Raw genomic sequence first — 22,356 nt, 5'->3', positions numbered from 1 at the left:
CAATTGAAACACGGATGACGCGCCAGACACGTTGACAGCTTTGTAAGCGCTGTGTCATCTCTGAAAGACCAAAGGTTCCGACGGGTCCAAGACCCAAGGATGAAAAGGGAACACGGTGAGGTGTAGCCATCAGGCGCCAATTCCGTGACTGCCCCCGCAACTGTGAGCGGAGAGCCACCGGGCATAGCCACTGGTCCCTATCAGGACTGGGAAGGCCCCGGACCGGCATCGACCCGCGAGTCAGGAGACCTGCCGTTGGAAGACGTGGCCAGGATGGCCCATCCATAACCTATGTAATGCCGCCGGGTGAGGCGGCAAGGAGACAGAACATGCATATCGAACCCGGAATCGTAAACGGCGTCAAAATCGCCCTGTCCTATGCCACCGCCGCTGGCGCCATGGGCTTTGCTGCGAAAAAGACGATGGAAGATCTGGCCACCTCCGGCATCGCATCCTTTGCGGCGCGTTCGGCCATTGCGACTGTCGGCGTCTTCACCTTCTTCGAAGTGCTGCCGCATTTCCCTGTGGGCGTTTCCGAGGTTCACTTCATCCTCGGCTCGACCCTGTTCCTGCTGCTGGGCGCTGCACCTGCTGCCTTCGGTCTGGCGATGGGACTTCTGATCCAGGGCGTGTTCTTTGCCCCGATTGATCTGCCGCAGTATTTCATCAACCTGACCACGCTGCTGGTCCCGCTGTTCGCGATGAAGGAACTGGCCAAGCGGATCATCGCTCCGAACACTGCCTATGTTGATCTGAAGTATTCTCAGGCGCTGGCGCTGTCGACCGCCTATCAGGCAGGCGTTGTCGGCTGGGTCGCTTTCTGGGCCTTCTACGGTCAGGGCATCGGCGCCGAAACCATGGCCTCGGTCTTTACCTTTGGTGCAGCTTACATGACCGTCATCCTGATCGAACCGCTGGCCGATCTGGCCGTTCTGGCCGCCGCCAAAAGCCTGCGCGGACTTGAGCGCAGCGGTCTGGTCACGCCCCGCCTTTATGCGGCTGCGTAAGCCTTTCGCTGACATCTGAAGTGTCACATAGCGCGGTCCCGTTTCGGGGCCGTGTTTCTTTTCCAAAGGCGCCAGACATGATTGATCTCACCCTTGTTGGCATTGGCACCGGCAATCCCCAGCATCTGACCCTGCAGGCGGTCGAAGCCCTGAACGGGCTGGATCTAATCCTCATCCCCAACAAGGGTGCCGGTAAGGACGATCTGGCCGGTCTGCGCCGGGACATCTGCAAACGGGTGATCAAATCGCCAGGGCCTGCGATCGTCGATTTCGACCTGCCGCAGCGCGATCCCGCGACACCAAGCTACCGACAGCGAGTGGACGACTGGCACGATGCCATTGCCGAGATCTGGCAAGAGACCATCGATCAGCACCTGCCCCGGGGCGGCAAGGTCGGCTTTCTGGTCTGGGGCGATCCATCCCTTTACGACAGCACCATGCGCATCGCCGCGCGGCTTCAGGCCCGGACCGAGGTTTCCCTGCACGTCATTCCCGGCATCACCTCAATCCAGGCGCTGACGGCGAGCCATGCCATCCCCCTCAACGAAATCGGTGATCCCGTCACCATCACCACCGGCCGCCAACTGCGCGAGGCGGGCTGGCCGGAGAGTGCCGACACGCTGGTCATCATGCTGGACGGCGACTGCAGTTTTCAGTCCATCGACCCCGAAGGTGTTCAGATCTGGTGGGCGGCTTATGCCGGGATGGAGAATGAAATCTCCCTATCCGGCGCGCTGCGCGAAGCCGCAGATGAGATCATCAAGGTCCGTGCGAAGGCGCGCGCGGAGCATGGCTGGATCATGGATATCTACATCCTGCGCCGCCGCGCGCGAAGGTAACCCCCGCCCTAGTCCAGCGCGCTGACGAGGGCCTCGCAGGCCTGCACGGCATCCAGACCAAAGGCCGGGATCAGATAGTCAGGCCAGCTCGACAGCTTTACGATCACAACATCGGCGCTGCGATCGACGAAGATCAGCTGACCGAACACACCCCGGGCCATGAACACGCCGCGCCGGGGATCGTGCACCCACCAGAACCGCCGATAGGCGCCTTGCGGTGACAGCACGTCATAGGGCGCGCCGAATTTCGATGGATCCGCGCCGGTGCAGATACCATCGATCCAGGCCTCGGGCACGATCTGGTCATCGCCAACCCGGCCGCCATTCAGCACCATATGTCCGAACCGGGCATAGTCCCGCAGACTCGCATTGAACCCACCATCGGCCAGCGCCGTGCCCGCATCATCGACGGTAAAGAACCCATCCTGTTCACAGCCAAGCCTACGCCAGATCCGGTCGGACAGCAGTGCAGACAGATCCGTACCGCTTACCCGCTCCAGCGCCCAGGCAATGACATCGGTTTCAATCGACCGATAGGAGAAGCCGAGCCCATGCGCCCGCTCCTGCGGTAGGGAGAGGATCACGTCGCGTATGGTCGGCTTGATCTCCCCGTCCCGCACCGGGCGCCAACCCGAGGCGATATCGACCCGGGTCATGTCGCTGCCCGGCAGCCCATAATCCTCAGAGAACCGCGCACCGGACAGCATGTCCAGCGCTTGATCCACCGTGCAACCCGCATAGCCGGTGCCCGCCAGTTCCGGCACGATCTCCTCCAGCGGGGCAGCCAGATCCAGCAGCCCCTCGCCGTGTAAAATCCCGGCGAGGATGCCGATCACGGATTTGGAGACCGACTGCCCCAGATGCGCGGCCTCGGCGTGAAAATCATTGGCGTAGAACTCGGTGACGATGGCGCCACCGTGCAGCACCAAAAACCCGTCGGTGTAGCTTTGCCACAGCCAATCGCCGACCGACTGGCGGGTGCCTGCGCCGGTGGCAAAACAGACCTCTGACATATCCTGCAGCGCAACTGGCAGCGGCGCAGCCGCAGCGGGACCGCTGCGCACATCCGCCGTGGGAAACAGGCGCCGCATGTTCTGGAAGGACCAGCGATTGAAGGGGGCCAGATCCCAGTTGTCCAGCGTCGGCCGTTTTTCCGGCGGCGGCGGAAATCCCTGCATGATGCCGATTTCCCGCGCCGTTTTCGGCTTCAGACTGTCTGCTGTCCGGTGCATTGGGCACGCTCCCGCATGGCAGCCCAGCGCCTGGACTGCGGTCAAAAATTCCGGTGATGGCCCCATGGGCCACCACCCTTCTGTTTGGCTGAGTTACTGCTTCAGGCGGGTCCAGACCTTGTTGTACATCGCCACAACATCCTGATCGCAGGGTTTGACGAAGTCCGGCACCGGGGCGCCCTCAGGCATCACGATCTCGGGCGCCTCCAGCATTTCGGCGTCCATGAACTCTTCGGACCCGATGACGCCGTTGGCATAGCGGGCAAAGTTGGAAGTCATCGCCGCGTTTTCCGGCTCCATCATGAAGTTCACAAACAGCTTGGCGTTCTCCATGTTGGGGGCATCCGCCAGCACCGCGACGTTATCCATCCAGCCGGTGAAGCCTTCCTTAGGATAGGCGTATTTCAGCGTCGGGCGATCTGCGCGGGCGCGCATCGCGGCGCCGTTCCAGCTTTGCGACAGGTCGACATCCTTCGAGGTCAGCTTTTCGATCACCGCGTAGTCCATGGTGCGCCAGTCTTCCTTGGCCTTGAGCAAGAGTGCCAGCAGCTCTTTCATCTGGGCGGGGTCGGAGTTGCAGCGCGGATAGTCGAGATAGCGCAGCCCGGCATTGATCACATCATTCATGTCGTTGAGCATATTGATGCGGCCCTTCAGCTCTTCGGGCGGGTTGAACACGATCTCAAGCGTGTCGATGTCACCGCCGTATACCGCGCTGTCGACGGTAAAGCTGGTGGTGCCCCACTGATAGGGTACTGAGTATTTGCGGCCCGGATCCCAGTAGACATCGACCCAGTTCGGATCGAGGTTTTTGAAGTTCTCCATCTCGGAGGCATTGATTTCGGCCAGCAGCCCCTCGCCCACCATGATGGCGACCATATAGTCGCCCGGGACCACGATGTCGTACCCGCTGCCGCCTTCTTTGACCTTGGCCAGCATGGTCTCATTACTGTCATAGCCATCCAACCTGACCTCGATGTCATACTGCTTTTCGAATTTCTCGATCATCTCGGGGTTGGTGTAATTGCCCCAGTTGTAGATGTTCAGCGTGCCTTCGGCGTTAGCTGCAGCCGCACTGAGGGCGATGACGGAGGTAAGCCCCGCCTTAAGGATCGTCAGTTTCATGAATCTTCCTCTTGTTGGTTGGTGGGTCCCGTCTGGTGCGGGCTTCTGGTTATTTTCGTTTGCGTTGCAGGGCGAAGGTCAGCGCGACCATGGCCACGGTCAGCAGGATCAGAATGGTGGAGACCGCATTTACTTCGGGCGTCACGCCGCGCCGGATCTGGCCCAGGATGTAGATCGGCAGGGTGGTTTCCCCGGGACCGGCGATCAGCAGTGTGATGATCACGTCATCCAGCGAGACCACGAAGGCCAGCATTGCGCCCGCCAGAATGCCCGGCATCAGCAGCGGCAGGGTGACATGGCGGAAGGTCTGCCAGGGCGTTGCATAAAGATCGGCGGCGGCAGTCTCGAATGTTTCGGACATGTCGGCAAGACGGGCGCGCACCGGGATAAAGGCAAAGGGAATACAGAACACCGTATGCGCCAGGATCAGCCAGCCCAGCCCAGTGATCCCTGTCAGCTGCCGCAGGATCGAAAAGAACGACAGGGTGGCAATGGCGGTGACGATTTCCGGGATCATCAGCGGTTGATTGATCAGGGCAATCGCCGCTGCGCGCCCGCGATAGCTGCCGCCCCGCGTTGTCGCCAACGCCGCCATTGTCGCGATGACGGTAGAGATGACGGTGGCAGTCAGAGCCACCCGGATCGAAATCCAGGCCGCGTTGCGGATGTCGTCATTCTCCAGCGCCTTCGCGTACCACTTGAGGCTCGCCTCGGTCCAGACGACGACCGAGCGGTTGTCGTTGAAAGAGAACAGGACCAGCACGGCGATCGGCGCATAAAGCAGCAGCAGAACCAGCCATGAAAGCGCCGTGAACAGGGGCTGACGCCGCAACTCACGCGTCTCGCTGTTGCGCCACAGCATGCCAAGCCTCTTGCGGGGCAGATCATCCATGGGCCTTCTCCTTCTCGGCGCCTGCCCGGAGCGATACCAGAAGCGCGATCAGCACTACCGACATCAGGATTAGCGCCGCCGCCGAGCCGAAGGGCCAGTTGCGCCCGGATCCGAACTGCATGGCAATCAGGTTGCCGATCATCAGCTTCTTACCACCGCCCAATAGCTCGGGCGTGATATAGGCGCCCAGCGCGGGGATCAGCACCAGCGCGCATCCGGCCACAATACCCGGGCGGCTGATCGGAATGACGATATGGCGGAACACCTGCACGCGGGAGGCATAAAGGTCGTGTCCCGCCTCCAGCAGGGAAAAGTCGAACTTTTCCAGTGAGGCATAGATCGGCAGGATCATGAAGGGCAGATAGCTATAGACCAGCCCGGCCAAGACCGCCCCATCGGTATAGAGCATCTCGATGGGCGCGCTGATCAGCCCCAGTTTCATCAGCGCAAGGTTCAAGAACCCTTCGTCGCGCACGATCAGCAGCATGGAATAGGTGCGGATCAGCAGGTTGGTCCAGAACGGCAGGGTAATGGCAAAAAGCCAGAGATTGCGCTGTTCGGGTGGGCGGGCCGCGATGAAATAAGCCACCGGAAAGCCGAGGATCAAAGTGCCGATCATCGCGCATAGCGCCAGCCCGAAAGAGCGGCCAAAGATCTGCAGATAGGCGCTGTTGAAACTCAGAGTGTCATCAAAGATGTCCCGCTCGAACAGGAACTGCACATAGGCATCGGTCGAGAACACCCATTCGACGCCACCATAGGTTCCCGGCTCCAGCAAGGAATAGACCAGCGCGATCGACAGGGGCGCCAGACCAAACACACCGATGATCACGAGCGCAGGCAAGAGCAGGAACAACCGGACCCGCCGGACTGTCCGGCTGCGGGCCGCAACGGCCTGCTGCAAATTCTGCACCGTGGGCGAAGTTTGTTGCATCCCCTGCCCCATCAGTTTGCCAGCACATGCAGCATGGAGGTTTCCGGGATCAGCCCGATCTCGCTGCCCGCCGGGCTGGGCTCTGCCACCTGCACCTGAATCTCGGTGCCGTTCTGAAGCCGCACCCGCATTTGCGAACCGGCTCCGAAATAACTGCTGTCGAGCACGGTTCCGTGCAGCACAGCCGCCGCATCGGACGCCGCGCAAACGGTAAGGGTCTCTGGACGCAGCGCCACATAGACTACCCCAGGAGGCAAGCCGTCGCTGGCCGCATTGGCAAGCACAGGCTCCCCGCCGAAAAAGCTGATCCGCGCCTGTGCCCCGTCATAACCAAGGAGGTTCGCCGCCACGATATTGGTGTCGCCGATGAAATCCGCGACGAACCGGCTTTGCGGCGCGGTGTAGATCTGCTGTGGGGTGCCCACCTGCTGCACGCGTCCTGCAGACATGACCGCGATCTGATCGGACATCGCCAGTGCTTCGCCCTGATCATGGGTGACAAAGACAAAGGTGATGCCGGTTTCGCTTTGCAGGCGTTTCAGCTCGCTTTGCATGCCCTTGCGCAACTTCAAATCCAGCGCCGACAGCGGCTCATCCAGCAACAGCACCTTGGGACGCGGCGCGAGCGCGCGCGCCAACGCCACCCGCTGCTGCTGCCCGCCAGACAGCTGGTCCACCCGGCGCGCGGCGAACTCGCCCATTTGCACCAGATTCAGCATATCATCGATGGCGGCGGCGATTTCCGCCTTCGGGCGGTTCAGCATTTCCAACCCGAACCCGATATTGCGGGCCACAGTCATATGCGGAAACAAGGCGTAATTCTGGAACACGGTGTTCACCGGACGCTTGTGCGGCGGCAGATGGCCGATCTCCTGCCCGTCCAGTGCGATCTCGCCTTCGCTGGGCAGTTCAAACCCGGCAATCAGCCGCAGCAGCGTGGTCTTGCCGCAGCCCGATGGCCCCAGCAGGGTGAAAAAGCTGCCCTCCGGCACATCCAGCGACACGGTTTCAAGCGCCGTCACAGCAGAGGCGCCGATGCCGAACCGTTTTGTCACTTCTCTCACGTTGATCATAATCTGTTCCGGCACGTTCCTGTTGGCAGTCTGTCCGGTCAGACTAAAGCCCCAAATGCAATGGGGAAATACCTCCAGGAGGGGGTGTCGGCCCTACCCCCAAAGGGGTAGGCGTTCATCAGGTCACCGATTGCAGAAAGATCGAAAACAGCGCGGATTGCGAGGAAATCCCCAATTTTCGGTAGATGTTCTTGCGGTGCACCTTCACCGTTGCGGGTGACAGATCCAGCAGCAACGCAATCGACTGGCTGGAATGCCCGCGCAGCAGATGCTGTACGATCTCAATTTCGCGGCAGGTCAATCCTTCGCAGACCTGCTCAATCATGCTCTCAAGGCTGACGCTGCCGCCCGCCGCCTCACCGCTGCTCTGCGGACGCCGGTGAAAATGCTGCTCGCACAAGGCCGAGATCACCGGATGTATATTGCGCAGCCGTGCCAGATCCCGCTTGGAAAACCGCATCTCCCCCGTCAGCCGCCCGAGGGAGAGGAACAGGGTGCTCTCCGGCAGGGTGACAAACACCGCCATCTCGTCCTTCAGCCGCACGGATCGGTAATAGATGCTGAAATAATCGGTCTGGGAAAACCGGTCCGGCGCCACCTGATCCAGCACCATGACCGGATCATATTTGCCGCTGATATAACTCACTACAAAGGGGTCCAGCAGCCAGGCCCGGTCCAGCCAGCGGTCCACCACAATCGAGCGCCGCTCCTGCCGAACATTGTCATAAATATGCTCGGGCAGCCTGCTGGGGCTGAGCCGACTGACAAAGGCCCCGCGAAACGGCGTTGCTGTGCGCATGAAATCCAACAACGCGGGCAGGAAATCCGGCGTTCCGATGGAACGGATCGCGCTTGCAAGTTCATCGGACGTGGCTGCGGATTGGGTCATCTCAACCGATCTGGCTCTTTGTGGCAGGTTTATCCGGGCAGCGTTTTACAGCCACTCCCAGCGTAGTCTGCCCTGTTATAGGGCGCCCCGTCCACACTGACGATGAGACCTTCGGCCACTGCACCGGGCGCAGCCAGTACGGTGCCGGGAATGCGCGCATAAAAACAGATCGATGCCGCGTTCCGGCGCACCTCTGTGCGCAATGCGGTCCCAAAAACGCTTGTGCATGCGTGAAAATCTGCATACGAAACATGGTGTTGAAACGCGCTGTTTGAAGTTGGTCTGGGGATCGCTCTGTTCAGGCCCCAAAGCCCGCTTCACACTCGGCGCCGGATGCGGGCGTGATGGAATGGTAGACATATCAGACTTAAAATCCCGAGGCTCGGAAGATTTACTCATTTAAGTCAATGGCTTAGAGTTAAAATCCTTCTGCTACATATGTGCTACATTTGCTACACCCTGAACTACACTTGATGCCAGCGCTTGAGTGGGCGAAGCTGCGTTGCTATTACAGAAGTATGCGGGCGTGGCGAAATTGGTGATACGCGCGAGACTTAAAATCTCGTTCCCAAGTGGAGTGCGGGTTCAAGTCCCGCCGCCCGCACCATATATCAGCCGATATGATGGGTGCAAATGAACGAAACGATTTCACCAGACTTGAGATTAGAAATCCGAAAAAACAGCAAGTTCATCCAAGTTGTTCTCAAGGGTTCTGACAAAAAATGGCATCGCTTTTCATCTAGAACCACCGATAAAGACGCGGCAATAGAGTTTGGCCGAAAAAAGCTGGCGGAGTGGTCAGTGTTAGAGCGGCACGGAATTTCAGTAGGCGGCAAAACATTTTCGTATGTTGCTGAAAAGTACTTAAGGGAAAAGAGAGCTGTTGAAGCGGCAGGCAATGCAAATGCCAGTCATAAGCAGTATGTAGCAATCGTTGAAAAATACTTCATTCCATTCTTTGAAAACCACAAAATAGAACGCATTGATGAAGGATTAATTTCAGATTTTGAGGACTACCGTCGCACTAAGATGGGAAGAGAGCCTGCCAAAAGCACAATCAACAAACACAACATCGTATTAAGAAGTGTCCTTGAGTTTGCTGTTCGTAATAAGTGGTTAAAGCGGCAGGATTTACCTAAGCTTACTATCAAGGATAAGGGAGTTGAAACAGAACGACGAGGGTTCTTTGAGCCAGAAGAATGGAACGAGCTTGTTAGGTTCCTCCACAATTGGCCAAAATCAGGCCGAACAGAGCTAACTAAATACAAGCGAACTGTGCTGGCAAGCTATGTGTACCTTATTACGATGTCGGGCTTAAGACCAGGTAAAGAAGCTGAGTCTATTCGCTGGTCAGATTTTCAAAATGTTCCTGCATCTGACAAAAATCCGGAGTATTACAAAATCTTTATTCGCTCCGGGAAAAAAGCAGGGCGAGGTCGGAGGACTAAGGACGAGAAAGCACACAGATTTGTGGTAGTGGACCTCGCTATGGTTCAAGAGCTTGATATTTTGAAATTTCTTCGTGAAGGTGAAGTCGGTGAAGATGATTTGGTTTTTTGTATGAAGGATGGCTCACCGATTACCGGATTTAGCGAGATGTTTCGCAAAGCTCTTGATGCGACCAACCTTAGGGTCGGCATCTCAGGCGAACCCAGAACCCTTTACAGCCTTAGACACACTTACGCCACCTGGAACCTGAGGCGCGGCACGACCTACGAACAGCTTAAACCCCAATTGGGCACAAGCATCACGATGCTGCATAAGCACTACGACCACGCGACAGCGGACACTTGGGCTGAAGTCTTGTTGCTTGGCCAGACTAACCGCAAAAATCCGTAAGTCGCCGGAGACCGTCTACCCCACGGTGGCCGCAGGATGGGAGGCAGATTGCTTCATCAGGCGGTAAACCGATGCTCGTGAGATGCCGAGGTCACGAGCGATTTCGGTAGGCCCAAGCCCACTTTCACGCATCTGGCAGACTTGGACCGCATCAATCTGTGGAGGACGCCCTTTGTAGACACCGCGCTTCTTGGCCTTCTCAATGCCCTCACGCTGGCGGCGACGGATGATAGACCGTTCAAATTCAGCGAACGCGCTCATCAGATGAAGTTGCAGCTTGGCAAAGGGGTCATCATCCTTGGCGGTGAAGGTCAGCCGCTCGGACAGAAAGGCCACAGTCACACCCTTGCGGTTGAGGGTGGTCACGATGTGGAGGCAATCACGCAGGTCGCGGGCAAGGCGGTCAATGCTGTAAACAACGACCTCATCGCCTTCACGTGCAAACTCCATCAGGGCCTGCAACTGTGGTCGGTCTTTGGCGGTGGCACCTGAAACCTTTTCGGTGAACAGCTTGTCTACTGCCCCGAGGTCTTGCCGGTCGGTGTTCTGGTCCTCACTACTCACACGCACATAGCCAATCCGCATCTATAGCCTCCATTTGTCTCGGATGGCTTTAGAGTTAAACGAACAATTGTGCTTTTTCCAGGATTCGGACCCAAAAAACACTTCAGAAACAGCATCTTGAGGGTGTCTTGCAAGGGTGTAGCCAATTGCGACGGTAGCCGGGCGGCAAGGCCAGGGGCCAGCAGGTCAAACCCGCAGGGTGTCTATGCCCGTGTTGCGAAGTAGAATTCATAAAAAAACCACACCAGATTGGGGGATCTGGTGTGGCAAAGCGCTCGGGACAAGGATGGGTGTACTGTGAACCACGCATCCTTGGAGCTCAAGAAAAATACGCCCGAGCGCTTCTCATCGTCGTTTAAGCCGCAACAAACAGTCAACGTAACTTTCGTTATTTTCACTTCTTAAGATATATCAACAGGTCAGAACGCACGCCACATAACGCGTATTGTCCCGTTTCCGCTGACATAGCTCACAGAGCACCAGAGGAATAGCCTCTATACCGCCCAAATGGATACCCCAATGGATATCAGCACGATGCCATTGAACGTTAGGTTAAGCGTAAACACTGTAGAGCGCGGCGGAGAGCAGAACAATTAGCACAAACAGCCAGAAACAAACATACAACACTACAATTTCAACAATTTGCTCGTATTTCAGTTGATTGCCATCGGAAAAGAATTTCCAAAAACTCACCAATTTTGAGCTGTAGTTCGCTACAGTAGTGGACTCACCTCGTACATTTGGATCAATCACTCAGAACCTCCCTACCTACACTTTTGCGCATATCCCTATCCATAAGTATAGCACGCAATACAAAGTTGACTTGATTTGTATCATTGTCAAATCTTTTGTTCTGTGGGAGTGCGTTGATCAAAGCCGAGAGCGCAACACAGGCGCAGTATGCTGACATCGCCCACGTAAAAGGCGAAGCTGACAAGTATCGTGGCCGCAACCCGTCTTACAGCCGTTACCAAATCCAACTGCTGGCCAGCCTAGCTGCGAGGATAAACACCACCAATGCCGCTCGTGCTACCGAGCTTTCGCGTCAAGCTGTTTTGCGTATCCGCACAAACCCTCAAGATGCTTACGCCCGTGTTGCCAAGTGGGGGTGAAACTCCCACAGGCCACTGCCAACTGCCCCTCAAATATCCAACTTGGGCAAACCGTTCACGATGTTCACCGTCTCAAGGCTCACTGTGATTACACGGCACAGCAGGTCAAACGGATATCGTGGATCGTCCACGGTTTCGGTCGCATAATCGTTGGCGTCGTTGGTGATGCCGGATTTCTTGTCGGTCTTCACACCCTGGCGTTCCATCACCCATTCTATGGCGGGCTTGCCGTTCACCACATAGTCGTATGCAGCCTCTGGGATGTCCGTGATGGTGATATTGCTGTTGTAGATGATGGTGGTCTTATCCTTGGCGCGCCCTTTGCCGCCGAACCGCATCTTGGTCACGCGGAAAAAGGCTTCTGGGTCGGGGATGTCGGCAAGGCGTAGGTCGCCTTGTTCCACCACCACCGGGTAAGGTTCTGCGGTATCATAGTTCACGTGCAGGTCGCCAAGCTTGCGCCCTGCCTCGGTGAACGCCCAGAAATCAGCAGCAGTTTTCACCGTTGGGATGCGGGGCAGCTCCTTGGAAAGGTTATCCGCAAAGGCATCGCGGTAGTCTTCGGAATGCAGCAGGCCATACACATAGTAGAACACATCTTCCTTGGTGATGGCCTCACCGGGGTACGCCGCTTGAAAGTGCTTTAGCCCTGCATCGGTGATGCCGTCCCGAACGGTGTAGCCGGTGTCGCTTGCCTGCCCAGCAAACAGGTCGCCCTCATCCGCTGGTTTGGCTTCCTCGTATAGTTTCAGGGGGAAACACTGGGAACCACCCTTCATTGCCGCAAGTTCAAGCGGGGGCACTTGGTCCGTCATCAAAGTGGAAAATCGGCCAATGTGCCCAACCCCTGAAAGCGCAATCACCCTGTTCTCCACCCCGGCCTCGGGGAAAATGCGGGGGATTTGATACTGGCGTTCGTTCAGGCGGCGGCTGAAATACAGCCACTGCTTGAAAAACGGGCGATACAGGGCGGGCACATAGGCCCCCTCGCTCACATCCAGCGGTTTCTGCTTGCCGAAATCGTTCCGCAGGGCGGCGCTCCAAGAAATCTCCGCCAGATTGTCCTTGGTAAAGGCATCCGGGTCGGTGCTGGCATCCGCTGCCTTGGCCTCTTTGTAGGCGTCCAGCTGGCGGTTGTAGTAGGTCACGGTACGCTGGATGTTCTGTTCCAGCCCCTTGCGCGATGAATTGAACGCCCAAGCGTCTCGCTGGGATTTCAGCCCAGCCGAATAGTTGGCGAACAGCACCGGCTGGTCAGATTTCTTGTCTCCGATGGCGATATAATTAGCAAAGCTGCCATCCCGCTGTTTCAGCCAATCGCCGTGTTCATCGGGTTCCACCATCTGCCAGCCGTTCCGGGCCGTGATGCCCCGGATGCTGCCAAAGCTGCGGATGATGTTCAGCTTGTCCTGTTGCGAAAGGTAGTCCCCGATGTCGTGGAAGTAGATTTGGCCGTGCTGCGCGGCCTTGGGGTTCTTGATGAACAGGGTAATCACGATGGGCGCTCGGCTGCCCCCACCAAAGATTTTGCCACCTTCCCGGCGGGATGTTTCCCCGCTGGTCCGCTGATTGCCCCGCAGATGAAACACATAGATGCTGGTGAACTCATCGGCCAAGGATTTCCGCATCCCGTCTGCCGTGTTGGCATCCACCCAGCCACCATTGGTCACATAGGCCAGAACACCGCTGTCCCCCAGCCGGTCGCCACCCCAGCGAATGGCCCTGATGTAGCTGTCGTATAGTGCGTTCTTGTTGGTGGCTGTGGAACGGGCGGCGTAGGTCTCTCCAATCCGGCCATCCAGATGGGGATAGTTGATGTGATGGGAGACGGCATAGGGTGGGTTGCCGATGATAACCTGAATATCCAGATCGCGCTGTCGCTTCCGCCTTTCGCTGTTGTCGGGCATAATCTGGGCCACCAAGTCGCCATTCTCATACATCTGGAAGGTATCGGTCAGGCAGATGCCTTCAAAAGGCACATAGTCCTCGCCCCCACGCACCCCGTGGAACACCGCCTCAATGTTGATGGCGGCGATGTAGTAGGCCAGTAGCACGATTTCGTTGGCGTGCAGCTCGTGGCGGAACTTGTGTTCTAGTTCCTCGGGTTTGATAAGCCCACTTTGCAGCAGTCGGGTTACAAAGGTGCCGGTGCCGGTGAACGGGTCAATGATATGCACACCGGGCGAACCGATGGTTTGGCCGAACTCATCCTCCAGCACATCGTTCACCGATTGCAGGATGAAATCCACGATTTCCACAGGAGTGTATACGATGCCCAGCTTGTCGCGCACCCGTTTGAACGCCACGGCAAAGAACCGGTCATACAGCTGGCGGATAAGTTCCTGCTTGGCCTTCGGGTCGGTGATGCCAGATGCGCGCGCCTGAACGCTGGCATAGAACTTTTCAAGGTCGCGGTTTTCCTTGTCCAGATTGGCCGTAGAAAGCACCCCCAGAACGCCCTGAATGGCTCGGGAAACGGGGTTCTCGCTGGTGAACTGGTGGCCTTCAAACAGCACCTCAAACACTGGGCGGGTGATGATATGCTGTGCCAGCATTTCAACCGCATCTTCCTCGGTGATGCCTTCGTTCAGGTCATCCCTCAGCTCGGCAAGGAACGCATCAAAGGCCGCTCGTTCAGGGGTATCAGGCTGTTCAATGATGGCGGTGATGCGTGTGATGTGGGCCTGGGCGATTTCGGCGATGTTGCTGGCCCAGTCCTCCCAGTAGTCCCGAGTGCCGCATTTCTTCACAATCTTGGCACGGATGGCGCGGGCAAATTCGTCCACCACGAAACCGGGCAGTTCCGGCTGCAAGGGCGGCCCCTCAATCACCACATCGTCATCCCGTTCGCCAGCAGCCCCAGAACCGATGCCAGAACCCTTGGCCGCCGTTTTGTTGGGCAGGTTTTCCACCGTGGCCGTTACAGCTTGCAGCTCCTCGCTGTCTTCCGGCTTGCCCGAAACACCAACAATCTGGATGCGGTCGGAAACATCCTGCCCCAAATCAATCTGGTTGATGGTGCCATCAAACCGTTCATCGTGGGCGCGCAGGGCGTTCAGGATTTGCCACACCACCCGATACTTTTCATTATCAGCAAGGGCCTGTTCCGGTGGAACACCAGCCGGAACTCCCACGGGCAAAATCACATAGCCCATCCGCTTGCCCGGTGCCCTGCGCATCACACGGCCCACCGATTGAACCACATCAATCTGGGATTTTCGGGGATGCAGGAACATAATGGCATCCAAGGCGGGCACATCCACGCCTTCGCTCAGGCATCGTGCATTGGTCAGAATGCGGCAGGTGTGTTCCTCGGGTTCAGCTTTCAGCCAGTCCAGCAACTCGCCACGGGTTTTGGCGTTGTAGGTGCCATCCACGTGTTGAATCTGGCATCGCAGGTGGTCGTCTTGTTGGTCACCATCACTTTCCAGCACCGGGTCATAGCCCAGGAATTCATCCACCACGGCGGCGAACTCATCCCGAACCATCTTGGAACTGGCAATGTCGCGGCAGAACGCCAAGGCCCGTTTCATCGGCTGGGTATCTGCTCCAACATCGGTAGCAAGGTCAGCCTTGGTCAGGGCCTTGTAGCAGCCCACAATCTTGGTGGCATCGTCCAGCTGTAGGCCGTTGTCCTCATCGGCCATCCGCTTTTGCACGGATTTGGCAACCAGCCCCTCGTCCATTGCCAACACTATAACCTTGTAATCGGTCAGCAACCCTTCCTGAACCGCCCAGCCAAACCCACGATAGAAAAAGGTGGGGCCGTAGGTGTCTTCATCATCCATCGTCGCAAGGGTGATGCCTTCTTCGTCCGCCCTGCTTTTTGCCCCATCCCCGAAAATGCGTGGTGTGGCGGTCATATACAGCCGCTTGTCGCCGCCAATCACATCGTCCCTGTGAACCCAAACGAAATTGCTTTCGGCTTGTCCATCCAATGTGGCCCCGGTGGTGCGGTGGGCTTCATCACAGATAATCAGGTTGAACCGTGGCATCCCGTGCAGCAGCTGCGCATCAGATACCACTCCGATGGATTGATAGGTGGCGAATACAACGGTCATCACGCCGGCGGCCTGGTCGGCCACACCTGCCGCCAGCTTGCCCGCATCGGTGGTAGCAGGAAAAGCAAGGTCAAGGCTGGAAATCTCGGCCACGTCGTCCTTGGCAGCGCGGCGCTTGCCCACTTGTGTATCACTACAAACGGCAAAAGAACGCAGGGGCGTTGTGGTGTCTGTGGTCCATTCCCGAACCGTTTGGGCCATCAGAGCAAGGCTTGGAACAAGGAATAGAACCATCCCACCTTGCCCAACCACATCCTCGGCAATCTTCAAGCTGGTGAAGGTTTTGCCCGTGCCGCAAGCCATAATTACTTTGCCACGGTCGCGTTCTGCAAACCCAGCCCGAACGGCCTCAAGGGCCTCGCTCTGGTGCGGGCGCAGTTCCTTCTTGGGGGCAAGAACCACATCCCCTTTGCTGGCAAACTGGCCTCACTGGATAGGCGATGCACGCAGTTCCCCAAGGCCGATGCGGATAACGGGCCTGTCCAAGCCCAGCATCATCGCCTCAGCGTTGCTGCTCCATTCCACAGTAGTGCTGTCCATCACTACCCGATGATGGAACGGCTCTTTGGCCGAAACCGTGAGAAATCCGCTCAGGTCGGTTTGGGCGATGCGGTGTTCTGGGGCGTAGAACTTGCATTGAACGGCAGCATAGCCGGGGTGGCCCCGCAGCTTGGCCACCAAATCAATCCCAACATCCTTGGCGGTCCAACCATTGGCGTCGGCATACTCAGCACCTTCGCCAGCCACCCATTCAGCCCAGTGCCACACCTGCTCATACTGTTCGCGCTGAACCGGGTCGGCGGTCAGAAAGGCCGCACAAAGGCGTTCAAAATAGGTGCCCTTGTCCCGCTCAGTGGTGGCAGCGCTGCGGTAAGATGCCAGCAACTCGTCAACAGATGTGGTGTTCATAGAAATGCCTCAAGTGATTGTAATCTCGGTATAACACCGGCTGCCGAACCATCAAACGGTGAATTTTTTTCAATAAAATCAACAAGATATTAAGTTAAAAGTTTTCGCCGAGAGCAAAAACCTGTTGCCAAGCGGGGGTCGGATTTGGTACCTCATCGCCAGAGAACAGGAACAGGATGAAAATGGCGGCAGGCACACGGATAACTCACATACCAGCAGGAACCACCCAAAATGGCCAGCCTGCATCGTGCGAAGCCAGCCACCCTAAATTTTCACCTTTTATTTTTTCCACGGCGCTTGTTGCGCTTTCTGCCCTTTTTCAGTGGCTGCTTTCTGCCTTCATCACCACGCAGCTTGCTGTGTTCGGCATCTTTGATTTCTTGAAACAGCGGGTGGCCGCGTATCCATTCCCGCAGCTGCTCATCGGTTTGAATGCCAACAACACTGGTAAGAAATTCACGGATTTCTGCTATCGGCTCTGGCAAGGGGCTGCGAACCATCACGGGAACAGCTGCTTGCTGAAAGTATCGCCGCATCTTCCTGTGCAAACGGCTTGGGATGGGGTCTCGCTGAACGGGTTCAAGCTGGCCACGAAAGGGATCATAATCAATCTTCATCCGCGCTTCACCTGTAAGCCTTTGAAAACTTTTGCAGTGGAAGCAGCCGGAAATGCATCCGCCAAAATGCCAATCGCTGATGAAAGTTATCTTGGGTTTTCAGCCACGCGTGTTCGGATGGGCTTTGCCAAAAATCGGTTGGCATCAATCCCTGTTGTGCAAAACTTGGTGGGTTCACGGCCTTTCCAAGGGCAACACGGCAAGCAGATTCATCAATATAGCCACCAAGTGAAATCCCCCATTCGGCTGGTTGAACCGCATCAAAGAGCATATCTGGCTTGGAGGTGTTAGCAGTAGAAACGGGAGTAAGATTGCCACGCTGGCTGCCATCAAAACTGCCTCGCCAATTGATAATTTGATTCAGTTCCCGCTCACTTGGTATGTAGTTTTCTGCTTTGGTGAGTTTGTTGCAGGCGAGAAGCGCTTTATGCGAAACAGAAAAATCACGGCACATCTCTGATGCGTAAAAAAGATTTGGGCTGTAAGTAAGGTCTCTTAGTTTTCGCGTTTGCCCTGCAAGAATGGCATTTCGCTTCCTAACACATCTTTCTCGTTCAATATCCGTTTTCGCTTTTGATGGTTCGTATTTCTCCAAAATCTGTTGATAGGGGAAAACAAGTGGCTGGAAATCTTGATGCGCATAGGTGAACCGTTCTGCTTTATCGCTGTAGTCAAGGGTCCACCAGATGGGGGTGTTAGGGGTAAATTTGTCCACCTGAATTGAGTTATTTGTGGTGCCAATGTTCAACCTGCGAATGCCATCTACATCACGAATAACTTCCACAAGTTTGTGCATAAATGCCACATCAGTTCGTTCATCACATATTTCAAAAGGGAGGAACAGAAGGGCGTGGATGTGGTGTTTATCTCGTGGTGTGAAATTTATCTGGTTGGCATCACTGCGTGTTCCAGCTGCATCACCACAGAATATCACTCCCGGCTTATCTTGTGGTGAGATATCAACCTGATTTCCAGTAAATGTGGTTGCTAATAATTTAACTATTTCTTTATAGATGCTGGTGCAGATGGCTCTGTGAGATGGTAAAATTTTGTTCTTAGCTGCTCTTGTTTCCTTGTGAGCGGTTATGAAATAACATCTTTTATCAATGTTCTCAGTTGTTCTAAAATGTTGAACAGCTGATGCGATGTATGCGTTGCTAAGTGCTTTTCTTTTTGCCCATTGTCGGGTATCAGGTATTATTGATTTGTTTTTATATTTTTTCTTTATATCTGCTTTCATATTTTATCCTTGTTTTCTTAAATGATCTGTTTGATTGATGTTTGAATAATGTTTTCATTTTTCTTCCATCTTGTTTTGTATTGCATTAGGTACTTCTAACACTTGCACCGCCGCCGATGGCTGCGGATGCTGAGTGATTTGATGATTGCTTTTATGGCTAAACCTGGCACCTGCTATGGCCGCCTTTTTGTTTGGCAATCTTCTTAGTAGCAGTGCTATGAACTATAGCACAATTTGCGCGAACTGTCCAGTTAATTCGCTATGCAGGCCGAAATAATCGCCCTGCTTTCGTCGTTTAATTTTAGTCTTTTTATTAACTCAGTAGATAATTCTCTTTCAATTTTTCCCAGCTCGTCAATTTCTGTTTCAAATATAGTCGCAAACCTGTCGTAGCGGCCGTTTGCCCTCCGTATGCTGACGATGCAAGAAATCAGCCCTTCAAGTGAAAAGTCACGGTTGTGGTGAACTTGCCGATAAAAATAGTTCTCAGTCAACCCGCAGTATCTGCGCGAAAAGTCCTGATAGTTTTCGGCAAGGCCGTGTGCAATCAGTTTATCTGCCGTTTTCTGTAACAATGTCATTATCTTGCCTCTGTAAAGTATGTTGTTTTCTATTTATCTTTCCGTGGCAAGATGGCCGATTTTGCCGCAAAAATTGCAGTTTTTATTGCTGGCAGGGTTTGGTGGCCGGATGCCGAGAGATGCCACTGTACGGGCCGCTCCGTGGCTCTGTGGGGCTATTGTGGGCCAGCTGTCACAAGAACTTTTTGCGGAACCGCAACATTATTCCCCCTTCAGCTTTCGGATTGCTGTATGCAAGCCTTATCATCAACATCGTGGGGCAATCGTGGGGGAATCGTGGGGCAGCATCAGGGTCACAAGAACTTTTGCAAAAGTTCAGAATTTTTGGAACTTTTGTCACGCAGCCCTGCGGCTCAAAATCACGAACACCTTGTTCACCATCTTGCTGGCCCTCTGTTCCGGTTCGTTTCGCCCGTCTTTAGCGATGAACGCGCGGTGGTCTACATTCTCGCAGAACCGAAACGGCGGGCTGTCTGGAACGCTGTTCTGGCCACTGGTCGGTTTCGTGAATGTGATAGTGATGAACTCTTTGAACAGCTGCTCACCCTACCTGGGAAAACTCTGGTCAGCGGGGCGTATGGTTCTTGCCCACCTGGGTTCATCACCTTGCTTGGCCTTTGTGGTGATACCGGCCATCATCAAGAATTTTACCAGTTCTGGCACGATTTCCTTGGGGATGATGATGGCTCCCGTATCCGGCAGATTGCTTCCAGCCGTGTTCCGGTGTTTGAACTCTACAGGGTTCTGAAAGCTTTGCCGGAACCTCTGCGTACCATCGGGATTGCCCAGCGCCTTGGCGAAAGTGGGGCCACGATGAGGTTCATTGATGCCGTCACTTGGATGCACTGTGGCAAGCCCAGTGATGCTGTTTGGCGTGATGTAGGGAAAAAGCTGGAAAGCGGCACATCGCCTCGGAAGCTGCTTGATGTGATGCTGAACAATGCCCGGTGCCCAGCGCCTTACCTTGTGGATGAACGGTTTCGCCACATTGCCACAGTAGGGGAGTTGCGCGATGCCGCTCGTCGGTTTGAAAACTGTCTCGGGATGGATTTCACCGTTGAGGAAGCCCTGCGAGGGGAAGCCCAGTTCTACGAATGGCGGGGTGATGGTGAACCCTGCATCCTCAGCATCATCAATGATATGCCATTCGGGTTCTACGCGGGCAGTATCAAAGATGTCGGCAATGTGGAACCAGATGTGGAAACCTATCTGAACATCACCGCCGCGTTGGCTGAGCACGGTGTGGTGGAACGCTCGGGCGTCGTTGATATGGTCGCAGCCGTTCCAAGGTCGCTTGGGCGTCGGGAAGGGCGCGGTGTGCAAAGCATCTGGGCTCTGCGCACCCGCAGATGAGGCAAAATATTTTATATCAAAATCCGCGACCAAGCTTGCCGTCATTAACCAACAGGCTATGATTGGAGGAGGCAACTTAATGTTCGGAGTAACCTGGCCTGTGGTGTTGCCGTCTGGGCACCAACCAAGCGGAACACGTGCATAGGCAAAAATAGTTCAAAATTCAAAAGTCCTGATTGGGCCTGACGGGAAACAAAAAATGAAATTTGTGAAAAATCTTTCCAAAAACAGCAAGTCAATTATGGGAAGTGGCGAGTTTGAGTTAAACCCACAGATCCTGAACGATTGTTCTGCAATCATACAAAAAAGCAACCGATTTGTAGAAGATGAAGCGGATATTAGTGATTTCAGCTTCGCGTATTGGGGTGAAAAAAAAACCACGGCACGTGATGGCTTTAATTCTCAAACGATTCCAACTTCATCAAAAGAAAAGTCAAACGGACCGCCTGCAAAACACCAGGACTACAACTATGCTTCATCATTGCTATTGGATGAAAAAAGTACTGCTTACAATGCACACACCAATTTTAAAGTAGTAAGTATTCTTCCAACCGACGCTGCTGGCTCTGAAACTTCAAAAATCCTGTCAGGAACAGGGCGTTCAGAGAGAATATTTGGTTTATCTGAAGCGGACCAGATCATTGGACGCCGTGGGGATGACACAATTTTTGGTGGTGGAGGTGATGATAAAATAATAGGAAATCGTGGAAAGGATAAACTAGTCGGAGGAAATGGTTCCGACACAGTCAATGGGGGGGCAGGTCGTGACACGTTGATCGCTGGTAAGGGGGCAGACATTTTGGAAGGCGGGAGGGGTAATGATATCCTCCAAGGTGGAAAATCTGCGGATACTTTTTTGTTCAACGGTCGCTTTGGAAATGATACTATTTCCGACTTTAGGTCTGGCCGCGACAAGCTGGACCTCAGTGAATTCAGCATCATCTCAGATATTCGGGATTTGAAGAAAAATCACATATTCCAAGACGAAGAAGATGTAATCATCCACATTGGAAGGAAGCAAACGATTACTTTGACTGATACTGACATCACTGACTTGAGAGCGCGTTTTTTCAAATTTTCGGACGATTTGGGTGACAATGCATCTGAGAGCAATGAGACTGTAGCCTCGCCAGGTGGTGGAAGCGCGGCGGCAGCTGGAAATTCCTCGGCACCGGCCGGAGGAGGTGGTTCAGTTGCCGCAAGCGGTGGTGATAGTTCAGCTGCCTCAGGCGATGATAGTGCTTCCGCATCTGGTGGTGGTAGTGCAGCTGCCGCAGGCGGTGGGGGCGTAGCTCCGGCAGGTGGTGTTACGGGATCAGTAGGTGATGATAGTTCAGCTGATGCGGATGTTGGGGGCGCAGCTGCGGCAGGTGGTGGTAGTGCAGCTGCTCCAGACGATGCGGGTGTTTCTGCTGCATCTGGTGGTGGTAGTGCAGCTGCTGCGTTGAAATGGATTACTGCCTCCGAACCTGACAATCTTAATTTTGGGGATGCGCATCAAACACCTATTGAAAGCGAATGGTTACTTTAGTGAGGGATGCAGATAGCTCTGGCGTTACCCACTACGATCCGAACTGCATTAGTAAACTCAAACTGAGAACCCACGATACGTCTTGTGCGGGACAGAAAGTCTGTCTTTCTGTGAGGTATGCCACCACTCTAAAGTGCCACCCTGCGGGGTATCCTGCACACCCACCCTCGGCCACCGCGCTGTGCGGCATCCTCTCTCCCGTTTTGTGTTTATTCTGTGTTTTTGAACCGGTGGTGGGCACGGTTTTCGCTACCGTGAACGGAGCGGTTTGACCGGGCTTGCTTGCACTTTGCGTGCCTGCATTTCTTAGCGTAAAATATCTGATGAGGGTAGTCTATCGTGCTACAGCATATGCTACACAATGAACAAATCGCCTGAAAAGTTTTTAAAATCAATTGGTTATAATTTGGGTATGGGGACTTAAAATCTGAAGGGCGTATGCCCGTGTGGGTTCGAGTCCCACCGCCCGCACCATTTGACTTTCGGAGGTAGACAGAAAACGTAACGTCTTGAACGGCATGGTGGTTATGCAGTTCGAAGTCCGATTTCGCGTGATAC

Annotated in this window: 18 protein-coding genes, 1 tRNA gene and 1 riboswitch; of the genes, 7 read left to right on the top strand and 12 right to left on the bottom strand. The window is 55.1% G+C overall.

Translation table 11 applies throughout. From position 1 onward, the window contains the following. Positions 1-55: 55 nt before the first annotated feature. Positions 56-271, top strand: a riboswitch (cobalamin riboswitch). Between the two features lie 58 nt (positions 272-329). Beyond that, entirely contained in the window at positions 330-1,007 is a 678-nt protein-coding gene (locus tag AC5SSZ_RS01920) for an energy-coupling factor ABC transporter permease (protein WP_274837413.1), read from the top strand. 77 nt (positions 1,008-1,084) lie between these two features. Next, on the top strand, positions 1,085-1,846 hold the full coding sequence (gene cobF, locus AC5SSZ_RS01915; protein ID WP_495436533.1) for a precorrin-6A synthase (deacetylating): 762 nt from the start codon (positions 1,085-1,087) through the stop codon (positions 1,844-1,846). An 8-nt stretch (positions 1,847-1,854) separates the two neighbouring features. Here the strand turns inward: cobF and AC5SSZ_RS01910 are convergent, their stop codons facing one another. From AC5SSZ_RS01910 to AC5SSZ_RS01885, 6 genes are all read right to left on the bottom strand, one after another. Beyond that, positions 1,855-3,078: a serine hydrolase domain-containing protein gene (locus AC5SSZ_RS01910; protein WP_495436531.1), complete on the bottom strand. Its 1,224-nt coding sequence runs from the start codon at positions 3,076-3,078 to the stop codon at positions 1,855-1,857. A gap of 93 nt (positions 3,079-3,171) precedes the next feature. Further along, positions 3,172-4,203, bottom strand: a complete 1,032-nt coding sequence (locus tag AC5SSZ_RS01905; RefSeq protein WP_495436529.1) for an extracellular solute-binding protein — start codon at positions 4,201-4,203, stop codon at positions 3,172-3,174. Between the two features lie 49 nt (positions 4,204-4,252). Then, a complete protein-coding gene (locus tag AC5SSZ_RS01900; protein WP_495438311.1) occupies positions 4,253-5,065 on the bottom strand; it encodes an ABC transporter permease in 813 nt (270 codons plus the stop codon). Positions 5,066-5,087: 22 nt separating this feature from the next. Beyond that, positions 5,088-6,029, bottom strand: coding sequence for an ABC transporter permease (locus AC5SSZ_RS01895; RefSeq protein WP_495436527.1), 942 nt, complete (start codon positions 6,027-6,029; stop codon positions 5,088-5,090). Positions 6,030-6,040: 11 nt separating this feature from the next. Next, entirely contained in the window at positions 6,041-7,102 is a 1,062-nt protein-coding gene (locus tag AC5SSZ_RS01890; RefSeq protein ID WP_495436525.1) for an ABC transporter ATP-binding protein, read from the bottom strand. A gap of 118 nt (positions 7,103-7,220) precedes the next feature. Next, positions 7,221-7,991 carry a helix-turn-helix transcriptional regulator gene (locus AC5SSZ_RS01885; protein WP_495436524.1) on the bottom strand — a complete coding sequence of 257 codons (771 nt, stop codon included), beginning with the start codon at positions 7,989-7,991 and terminating at the stop codon, positions 7,221-7,223. 520 nt (positions 7,992-8,511) lie between these two features. On the opposite strand from AC5SSZ_RS01885, the gene AC5SSZ_RS01880 reads away from it, so the two are divergent. Both AC5SSZ_RS01880 and AC5SSZ_RS01875 read left to right on the top strand, forming a co-directional pair. Beyond that, positions 8,512-8,598, top strand: a tRNA-Leu gene (locus AC5SSZ_RS01880). Positions 8,599-8,624: 26 nt separating this feature from the next. After that, positions 8,625-9,830, top strand: a complete 1,206-nt coding sequence (locus AC5SSZ_RS01875) for a tyrosine-type recombinase/integrase (RefSeq protein WP_495436523.1) — start codon at positions 8,625-8,627, stop codon at positions 9,828-9,830. Between the two features lie 15 nt (positions 9,831-9,845). On the opposite strand, the gene AC5SSZ_RS01870 is transcribed toward AC5SSZ_RS01875, so the two are convergent. Continuing rightward, positions 9,846-10,415 (bottom strand): recombinase family protein, encoded by a 570-nt coding sequence (locus AC5SSZ_RS01870; RefSeq protein WP_495436522.1) that lies wholly within the window; start codon positions 10,413-10,415, stop codon positions 9,846-9,848. Between the two features lie 845 nt (positions 10,416-11,260). On the opposite strand from AC5SSZ_RS01870, the gene AC5SSZ_RS01865 reads away from it, so the two are divergent. After that, positions 11,261-11,506 carry a hypothetical protein gene (locus tag AC5SSZ_RS01865; protein WP_495436521.1) on the top strand — a complete coding sequence of 82 codons (246 nt, stop codon included), beginning with the start codon at positions 11,261-11,263 and terminating at the stop codon, positions 11,504-11,506. A 29-nt stretch (positions 11,507-11,535) separates the two neighbouring features. Here the strand turns inward: AC5SSZ_RS01865 and AC5SSZ_RS01860 are convergent, their stop codons facing one another. From AC5SSZ_RS01860 to AC5SSZ_RS01840, 5 genes are all read right to left on the bottom strand, one after another. Beyond that, entirely contained in the window at positions 11,536-15,969 is a 4,434-nt protein-coding gene (locus AC5SSZ_RS01860; protein ID WP_495436520.1) for a DEAD/DEAH box helicase, read from the bottom strand. A 24-nt stretch (positions 15,970-15,993) separates the two neighbouring features. Beyond that, the gene (locus AC5SSZ_RS01855; protein WP_495436519.1) at positions 15,994-16,476 is read right to left on the bottom strand and encodes a restriction endonuclease; all 483 of its coding nucleotides are present in this window, start codon (positions 16,474-16,476) and stop codon (positions 15,994-15,996) included. 272 nt (positions 16,477-16,748) lie between these two features. Beyond that, complete coding sequence (locus AC5SSZ_RS01850) at positions 16,749-17,093, bottom strand: hypothetical protein (protein ID WP_495436518.1); 345 nt, start codon at positions 17,091-17,093, stop codon at positions 16,749-16,751. Positions 17,094-17,100: 7 nt separating this feature from the next. Beyond that, positions 17,101-18,333 (bottom strand): hypothetical protein, encoded by a 1,233-nt coding sequence (locus tag AC5SSZ_RS01845; protein ID WP_495436517.1) that lies wholly within the window; start codon positions 18,331-18,333, stop codon positions 17,101-17,103. A 251-nt stretch (positions 18,334-18,584) separates the two neighbouring features. After that, on the bottom strand, positions 18,585-18,914 hold the full coding sequence (locus AC5SSZ_RS01840; protein WP_495436515.1) for a DUF6626 family protein: 330 nt from the start codon (positions 18,912-18,914) through the stop codon (positions 18,585-18,587). A gap of 231 nt (positions 18,915-19,145) precedes the next feature. Between AC5SSZ_RS01840 and AC5SSZ_RS01835 the strand changes: the two genes are divergently transcribed. Both AC5SSZ_RS01835 and AC5SSZ_RS01830 read left to right on the top strand, forming a co-directional pair. Continuing rightward, positions 19,146-20,267, top strand: a complete 1,122-nt coding sequence (locus tag AC5SSZ_RS01835; protein ID WP_495436513.1) for a hypothetical protein — start codon at positions 19,146-19,148, stop codon at positions 20,265-20,267. A 199-nt stretch (positions 20,268-20,466) separates the two neighbouring features. Beyond that, positions 20,467-21,798, top strand: coding sequence for a calcium-binding protein (locus AC5SSZ_RS01830; RefSeq protein ID WP_495436511.1), 1,332 nt, complete (start codon positions 20,467-20,469; stop codon positions 21,796-21,798). The last annotated feature ends 558 nt before the right edge of the window (positions 21,799-22,356 follow it).

Source organism: Phaeobacter sp. CC-HEC084 (assembly GCF_059429255.1).
This window is presented reverse-complemented; position numbering and strand designations above follow the sequence as displayed.

What these genes read in the sequence shown, in the direction of transcription:
- AC5SSZ_RS01905 (WP_495436529.1), bottom strand. Translation starts at nt 4,203, where the DNA reads ATGAAACTGACGATCCTTAAGGCGGGGCTTACCTCCGTCATCGCCCTC.
- AC5SSZ_RS01920 (WP_274837413.1), top strand. Translation starts at nt 330, where the DNA reads ATGCATATCGAACCCGGAATCGTAAACGGCGTCAAAATCGCCCTGTCC.
- AC5SSZ_RS01870 (WP_495436522.1), bottom strand. Translation starts at nt 10,415, where the DNA reads ATGCGGATTGGCTATGTGCGTGTGAGTAGTGAGGACCAGAACACCGAC.
- AC5SSZ_RS01895 (WP_495436527.1), bottom strand. Translation starts at nt 6,029, where the DNA reads ATGCAACAAACTTCGCCCACGGTGCAGAATTTGCAGCAGGCCGTTGCG.
- AC5SSZ_RS01875 (WP_495436523.1), top strand. Translation starts at nt 8,625, where the DNA reads ATGAACGAAACGATTTCACCAGACTTGAGATTAGAAATCCGAAAAAAC.
- AC5SSZ_RS01835 (WP_495436513.1), top strand. Translation starts at nt 19,146, where the DNA reads ATGCAAGCCTTATCATCAACATCGTGGGGCAATCGTGGGGGAATCGTG.
- AC5SSZ_RS01845 (WP_495436517.1), bottom strand. Translation starts at nt 18,333, where the DNA reads ATGAAAGCAGATATAAAGAAAAAATATAAAAACAAATCAATAATACCT.
- AC5SSZ_RS01900 (WP_495438311.1), bottom strand. Translation starts at nt 5,065, where the DNA reads ATGCTGTGGCGCAACAGCGAGACGCGTGAGTTGCGGCGTCAGCCCCTG.
- AC5SSZ_RS01850 (WP_495436518.1), bottom strand. Translation starts at nt 17,093, where the DNA reads ATGAAGATTGATTATGATCCCTTTCGTGGCCAGCTTGAACCCGTTCAG.
- AC5SSZ_RS01885 (WP_495436524.1), bottom strand. Translation starts at nt 7,991, where the DNA reads ATGACCCAATCCGCAGCCACGTCCGATGAACTTGCAAGCGCGATCCGT.
- AC5SSZ_RS01910 (WP_495436531.1), bottom strand. Translation starts at nt 3,078, where the DNA reads ATGCACCGGACAGCAGACAGTCTGAAGCCGAAAACGGCGCGGGAAATC.
- AC5SSZ_RS01840 (WP_495436515.1), bottom strand. Translation starts at nt 18,914, where the DNA reads ATGACATTGTTACAGAAAACGGCAGATAAACTGATTGCACACGGCCTT.
- AC5SSZ_RS01830 (WP_495436511.1), top strand. Translation starts at nt 20,467, where the DNA reads ATGAAATTTGTGAAAAATCTTTCCAAAAACAGCAAGTCAATTATGGGA.
- AC5SSZ_RS01890 (WP_495436525.1), bottom strand. Translation starts at nt 7,102, where the DNA reads ATGATCAACGTGAGAGAAGTGACAAAACGGTTCGGCATCGGCGCCTCT.
- cobF (WP_495436533.1), top strand. Translation starts at nt 1,085, where the DNA reads ATGATTGATCTCACCCTTGTTGGCATTGGCACCGGCAATCCCCAGCAT.
- AC5SSZ_RS01855 (WP_495436519.1), bottom strand. Translation starts at nt 16,476, where the DNA reads ATGAACACCACATCTGTTGACGAGTTGCTGGCATCTTACCGCAGCGCT.